Here is a 6,390-nt window from a genome sequence, read left to right on the forward strand (position 1 = left end):
CCATCCGAAAAAGGGGCCAAGGGCCCCGATATGATCCGTTGATGGAGCGGGATCACCCGCTCCTTGTCTACAACTCTATCTGGCCGTCAAAGACGTGCTCGGCCGGCCCCGTCATGTAGACGGGCTGACCCGGTCCCTTCCAGGCGATGGTCAGCTTGCCACCCGGCAGGGTGACGGTGACCCGCTCCTTGAGCTTGCCCTGGCTGATGCCTATCACCACGGCCGCACAGGCCCCGGTACCGCAGGCCAGGGTCTCCCCCACCCCGCGCTCGAAGACCCGCAGCTTGATCTCGCTGGCGTTGACCATCTCCATGAAGCCGACGTTGACCCGCTCGGGGAAGCGCTCGTGGCGCTCCATGATGGGTCCCAGGGTCTCCACCGGCGCATCGGCCACCGAGGGCACCTCGATGACGCAGTGAGGGTTGCCCATGGAGACGGCACCGCACATCACGGTGTGATCCTGGGCCCGCAGCAGATACGTCTTCTCCGCCTTCTGGGCACGGAACGGGATCTTGCCCGGCTCAAACTGGGGCACCCCCATGTTGACCGTGACCTGGTTCTCCCCTTCCAGCTGCAGAGTGATGCGGCCCCGGGCGGTACTGACCGCGATGCGATCCCGGTTGACCAACCCCTTGAGACGCACGAAACGGGCGAAGCAACGGGCCCCGTTGCCGCACTGTTCCACCTCGCTGCCGTCGGCATTGAAGATACGGTAATGGAAGTCGAGCTCGGGGTCATAGGGCGGCTCCACCAGCAACAGCTGGTCGAAGCCGATACCGAAGTGACGATCCGCCAGCTTCTTGATGATGTCGTTGCTGAAGAACACCTTCTGGGTGACGCCATCCACCACCATGAAGTCGTTACCGAGGCCGTGCATTTTGGAAAACTCAATCAACATCGCGCGTTCCTGTCTCACCGTTAATCACGCTCTCACATGGAGGAACGCTGAAAATCCATCCATCACGGCAGCAGGTGCTCGCCACGCCAGAGATCCGCCAACTGCTCCCGCTCACGGATGAGGTGCGCCTGGTCACCGTCCACCAGCACCTCGGCCGCACGGGGTCGGGTGTTGTAGTTGGAGGACATGGTAAAGCCGTAGGCGCCAGCGGAACGCACCGCCAGCAGGGAGCCCTCGGCAATCGCCAGGGTACGCTCCTTGCCGAGGAAGTCGCCGGTCTCGCACACCGGGCCCACCACGTCATAGAGTGCCTTCTCGTGGGTCGCGCGGCTGTCCACCTCGATGATGTTCATCCAGGCGCCGTAGAGGGAGGGGCGCAGCAGATCGTTCATGCCGGCGTCGATCAGGGCGAAGTTGCGGGTCTCGCCGGGTTTGAGGAACTCGACCCGGGTCAGCAGCACACCGGCGTTGGCGACGATGGCGCGGCCCGGTTCGAACAAGAGGGTCAGATCCCGGCCCGCCAGCTTCTGCTTGAGCGCCTCGGCATACTCGGTGGGGTGCGGCGGCTGCTCGGCGCCGTAGTTGACCCCCAGACCGCCGCCCACGTCCAGGTGATGGATGTGGATACCTTCCGCCGCCAGCTCGTCGATGAGCTTGAGCAGCTTGTCCGCCGCCTCCATAAAGGGATTCAATTCAGTGAGTTGCGAGCCGATGTGGCAATCCACGCCCTTGATCTCGATGTGGGCCATGGCCGCCGCCTTGCGGTAGATGGCGGGCGCCTGTTCGATGGGGATGCCGAACTTGTTCTGCTTGAGGCCGGTGGAGATATAGGGGTGCGTGCCTGCGTCGATGTCCGGGTTGACCCGCACCGAGACCCGCGCCTTCTTGCCCATGCTGCCTGCGACCCGGTTCAGGCGCTCCAGCTCGGCTTCGGACTCCAGGTTGAAGCAGAGGATCTCTTTTTCCAGCGCAAGGCGCATCTCGGCTTCGCTCTTGGCGACGCCGGAGAAGACCACCTTGGCCGGATCACCGCCCGCCGCCAGCACCCGGGACAGCTCGCCGCCGGAGACGATGTCAAAGCCCGAACCGAGGCGTGCCAGCAGATTGAGCAGGGCCAGGTTGGAGTTGGCCTTGACCGCGTAGCAGATCAGGTGGGGAATGTCGCCAGCCGCCTGGTCGAAGGCATGCCAGTGGCGTTCCAGGGTGGCGCGGGAGTAGACATAGAGCGGAGTGCCGTACTGGTCGGCAAGCTGTTGCAGGGGAAGCTGTTCGGCCTGAAGCTGACCGTCTGCGTCGTAGTTAAAGTGATCCAAGGGGGCGGTTCCTTCCTAGATTATTGCGGCGCGGCCTCTGAGGCCGGTGTAGCGGTCGCAGGCGAGGCGGCTTGCGGTGTACTCTCTGTCTTGGGCTGTGTCTGCTCTGCAGGTGCGGGCTGTTCGGCCGGCGGCATGTAGAGCGGCCCCGTCAGGCCACAGGCGGCCAACCCGAGCAACAGCGACGCGGCAAACAGGCACTTGGTGAACTGGGTAATCATAATGGTTCGCTGCGAAAAAATTTTTGGCCCTCTATAATCGCACTCACATTGTTAAAAGCAACAGGATAAACCAATGAAGGATCACGAGTATCACGCCCTGACCGACGCCTTTTTCCAGTATGTGGAAGACACCATCGACGAGGGGTATCCGGATATCGACTGCGAACGCGCAGGCGGGGTGCTGACCTTGAGCTTCGAGAACAAGACCAAGGTCATCATCAACAAGCAGGAGCCCCTGCACCAGATCTGGGTCGCTACCCGGGAGAACGGCTTCCACTTCGAGCTGCGCGGTGACAGCTGGATCGACAACCGCTTCGGCGACGAGCTCAAGGCCCTGCTGACCCGGGCCTGCACCACCCAGGCCGGCGAGCCCGTGGTCTTCTCATGACGGATCTGCATCCAGAAGGTGCCCGCCATGCGGTGATCTGGCTGCACGGGCTGGGGGACTCCGGCACCGGCCTCGCCCCCCTGGTGGAGGCGCTGGCCCTGCCCGCCGACCTGCCCGTCCGCCATCTGCTGCCCGATGCGCCCGAGCGCCCCATCACCATCAACATGGGCTACCGGATGCGCGGCTGGTACGACATCAAGAGCTTCGAGGATCCGGCGGATCGCGCCGTGGAGTCCCATGTCAGGGAGTCAGCGGCCCGTATCGCCGCGCTGATCGACCAGTTGGTGGCCGAGGGTTTCACCCCCGAGCGCATCGTGCTGGCCGGCTTCTCCCAGGGGGGCGTCATCGCCTCCTTCACCGCCCTGCGCCATCCGGTGCCACTGGCAGGCCTGCTCTGCATGTCCACCTACCTGGCGGTACCCGATGCCCTGCCCGGCGAGATGAGCGAGGCGGCCCGCGCCCTGCCCATCTGCTACATGCACGGCATCTATGACGACGTGGTGAACCTCTCCATGGGCTGGGACGCCAAGAACCGGCTGGAAGCGGCGGGACTCAGCCCCGAGTGGCACGAATACCCCATGCGCCACGAGATCTGCCGCTCCCAGCTGGGCGACATTCGCAGCTGGTTGCTGGCCCGCCTCGGCGCCTGATTATCGGATAACGGGTAAGACAACGGCCTGCATCAGCAGGCCGTTTGCTTTCATCCCTGACGGCGATGCTCGACGGCATCCCCCACTGGCCGCGGCCCCCTCCACACCAGATTCCCGCACCACGGATACGACAACGGCCTGCATCATGCAGGCCGTTTGCCATCTTGCCGGTGCGGCTATCAGCGCATCACCCTACTTCCCGCGCCGCTCCTGGGGTGTCCCGCTGCGGGCTCTGGCTGCGGTAGGGGATCACATCGAGTTTGTCACCCACCTGCACGATTTCATAGTACTGGGGCAGGTTGAAGTTGCTGAACTGACCCGCATTGCTGAATCGCTCGTGACCCGAGGTGTAGAACCGGTTCACCCCCTGTACCAGTTCGTCCTTGTTGCCGGCGAAGTGCTGGTAGATCTCCACCCGGTTCGCCTCGTCCAGGATATAGATGTTGGTGCCTGCATCCCGGGTATCGAAGAAGAACTGCACCAGCCCTTCGCTGGCGTAGGCGTCGACGATGCCGGGCAGGTGCTGGCTGTGAGTCTTGTCGAGGCGCAGCGGCAAGTGATCCAGCTTGTTGTGGGAGATGTGACGGTAAAAATCGATGGCGTTTTCCAGCTTTTTGACCGACACCCCGCGCCGCTCGAAGAAGATGCCGTACTTCTCCTTGCCGAGCGCCAGCGTCTTGACCAGCTGCTGCTTGTCCCGGGCAAGACGCAACTCGATGCATTCAGCCACAAGCTGCTGGAAGCGGGTGCGCACCAGGGAGCGGAAGTGCTGGCTGTAGCAGAACACCTCGATCATCTCGGGGGCCGCGGCGTCCTGGTGCATCTTGCCGAGGATGGTGGTGAGGGCGTCCACCACGGCTTCCTCTCCCTCGAAGTGCAGGGTGCGGATCTCGCTCCAGGAGTTGCGATAGACGAGATCCACGGATCCCACCAGACACTCCTGGTTGCGACCGAACGAGAAGACGTCCGCGGCGTTGGCATCGAACTCGATCACCTGCCCCACCCAGTGGCTGGACGGGTCCGTCTCCAGGTTCAGGAAGATGGAGAGCTGGCGGATCTCGCACGGCCGGCTCAGGGCCAGGTTGGTCGCGCGGGGATACTTGACCGGGAAGGTCCCGGAGAGATCGCGACAGAACTGATGCAGGTTGTCGATGTGCAGATCCGAGCCCTGGTTGAACAGGTGTACCCGGGACTGGGGCGTCAGCAGGCCGTTGAAATAGGCCCAGGCCACCAGCTTGCTGATGTAGCCGTTATATTCGAGCGGCGCCCGGCCGATGATGTCGGCGGGTTCGAGGGAATGCTTGTAGAGATACCAGCCGGCGCGATTCAGGCGGCCGTGGGGTACCTGTACCAGGCTGAGATCCGGCTCGCCGAGATCCGGCGCAATCTTGAGGTTGATGCGCTGCACCTTGCCCGGCAGGCTCTCGAATGCGGCATAGAGCTTGCGCGACAGGATGCCGATGTCTTCCGGGTTGATGGACTCGCTGATGTTGTTGCGCCGGGCGAACTGGATGAGATTGCGGTAGCTCTGCATCAGAGCCTCCAGCAACTCGGCGTAGGCCACCTTGACGTCCTCCACCTTCCACTCCTGGCGGTGATCAAGGTGGTAAAGGCGCTCCGGACTCCAGCCCCAGTAGGCCACCAGCTGGGCCATCTGCTCCCGGCGCCAGTCCGGGGAGTGATCTTCCTTGGGATGGCTCAGCCCGTCGCACACCTTCAGATAGAAGCAGCGACGCACCAGATCGAGGCGCTGCATGTCGCCGATGGACTTGAGGTAGTTGGTCACCTTGTCCAGCATCAGGCAGTAGTTGTCGAGGCGGTAGTGCATCCCCTCGTTGTGCTGGAACCAGTCGCGACTGGTCACCGACAGCAGCCGGGTGTTGGGATACTCGTGGGAGTAGGCCTCCATCAGCACCGACTTGAGCACCGCCTTGTAGGGGGAGTCGATCCCCTTGTAGAGCTGCCACAGGGCGGAGCCGAAATACTCCTCGGCAGGAATGCGATCAAAGCCGCCGAGATCGAGCCAGTCATCCTGGCTCAACTTGCCGTGGGCAAACAGGCCGTTGACGTAGTCGTCGTAGTGGTCGTCATACTCGCTGGGCACCAGATACCAGAGCAGCCGCTTGCCGGCGATGTGCATGGCGCTGCGGTAGAACTCGTCGAGCAGCAGCAGGTGCTGGGCGCTGCCGCAGCTCTCCCCCTGCATCTGGGCATCGTTGCGCTGACGGAACTTGTCTTCGGGGATCAGGAAGAAGTTGAGATCGACCCCCCGCTGCTCCGCCCACATGGAGAGGTGCTGGCACTTCTGTTCCAGCAGGGCGAGGCGCTCGCTCGACAGACCGGCCACATGACAGACCCAGATGTCGAGATCCGAGTGGCAGCACTGACCGATGGAGGAGGTGCTCCCCATGGAGTAGAGGCCCTGAATGGACTTGTCGTGGGTACTGAGACCGCCCTGGCAGTTGGCGTTCTGGCAGAGATCCTGGATGAAGGCCTGCTGGGCCTCGTTGGCGACAAAACTCCAGATACCATGAGGCACATCCCCTGCCACATAACCGGGCAACAGGGGGTGATTGAAGTGCAGCATGACAGGCAGCAAGTGGAAAACCTGCTGCCCGTAGCGACTCATGAGATCCAGCGCTCGTTGCGTCTTGAGACGATTGAGTTCGTCGTAGCGCGCCACCAGCGTGTCGAGTTTAACCAGCAATGCCCTACCTATGGGGAAGAGAAATGACGCACCAAAACGGGGAGACGTCAAAAAAGTGTGATCATGTTCATGTACAGGATCTTTAGCTACAACCAATTGAAATAGATAGAAAAAAGGCTTCGTTTGTGATCTGATTTAATCGCAAAAAAAACCGACACGCCCGAAGCCATGACTATTATCAATGCAACCCAGTACCTCAAGCAACTTCTTAGC

Annotated in this window: 6 protein-coding genes; 2 read left to right on the top strand and 4 right to left on the bottom strand. The window is 62.2% G+C overall.

The window, feature by feature from the left end; genetic code table 11:
- Positions 1-67: 67 nt before the first annotated feature.
- The 3 genes from dapF to MUW49_RS11095 all read right to left on the bottom strand — a co-directional run bounded on the left by dapF (position 68) and on the right by MUW49_RS11095 (position 2,432).
- Entirely contained in the window at positions 68-898 is an 831-nt protein-coding gene (dapF, locus tag MUW49_RS11085; RefSeq protein ID WP_029313578.1) for a diaminopimelate epimerase, read from the bottom strand.
- Between the two features lie 62 nt (positions 899-960).
- Positions 961-2,211 (bottom strand): diaminopimelate decarboxylase, encoded by a 1,251-nt coding sequence (gene lysA, locus MUW49_RS11090; RefSeq protein ID WP_039039806.1) that lies wholly within the window; start codon positions 2,209-2,211, stop codon positions 961-963.
- 20 nt (positions 2,212-2,231) lie between these two features.
- The gene (locus tag MUW49_RS11095; RefSeq protein ID WP_161470157.1) at positions 2,232-2,432 is read right to left on the bottom strand and encodes a lipoprotein; all 201 of its coding nucleotides are present in this window, start codon (positions 2,430-2,432) and stop codon (positions 2,232-2,234) included.
- A 73-nt stretch (positions 2,433-2,505) separates the two neighbouring features.
- Here MUW49_RS11095 and cyaY point away from each other — a divergent pair, with 73 nt between their 5' ends.
- A complete protein-coding gene (gene cyaY / locus MUW49_RS11100; RefSeq protein WP_010672698.1) occupies positions 2,506-2,820 on the top strand; it encodes an iron donor protein CyaY in 315 nt (104 codons plus the stop codon).
- Positions 2,817-3,470 carry an alpha/beta fold hydrolase gene (locus MUW49_RS11105; protein WP_244812773.1) on the top strand — a complete coding sequence of 218 codons (654 nt, stop codon included), beginning with the start codon at positions 2,817-2,819 and terminating at the stop codon, positions 3,468-3,470. Before cyaY ends, MUW49_RS11105 begins: the two co-directional genes overlap by 4 nt.
- A 187-nt stretch (positions 3,471-3,657) precedes the next feature.
- On the opposite strand, the gene MUW49_RS11110 is transcribed toward MUW49_RS11105, so the two are convergent.
- Entirely contained in the window at positions 3,658-6,177 is a 2,520-nt protein-coding gene (locus MUW49_RS11110) for a class I adenylate cyclase (protein WP_109112266.1), read from the bottom strand.
- Between the last annotated feature and the right edge of the window lie 213 nt (positions 6,178-6,390).

Source organism: Aeromonas sp. LsrichE-8G (assembly GCF_022869435.1).
In the GTDB taxonomy this organism is placed as follows: domain Bacteria; phylum Pseudomonadota; class Gammaproteobacteria; order Enterobacterales; family Aeromonadaceae; genus Aeromonas; species Aeromonas caviae.

Excerpts from the sequence above, each read along its gene's own strand:
- cyaY (WP_010672698.1), top strand. The coding sequence starts at position 2,506 with ATGAAGGATCACGAGTATCACGCCCTGACCGACGCCTTTTTCCAGTAT.
- MUW49_RS11095 (WP_161470157.1), bottom strand. The coding sequence starts at position 2,432 with ATGATTACCCAGTTCACCAAGTGCCTGTTTGCCGCGTCGCTGTTGCTC.
- dapF (WP_029313578.1), bottom strand. The coding sequence starts at position 898 with ATGTTGATTGAGTTTTCCAAAATGCACGGCCTCGGTAACGACTTCATG.
- MUW49_RS11105 (WP_244812773.1), top strand. The coding sequence starts at position 2,817 with ATGACGGATCTGCATCCAGAAGGTGCCCGCCATGCGGTGATCTGGCTG.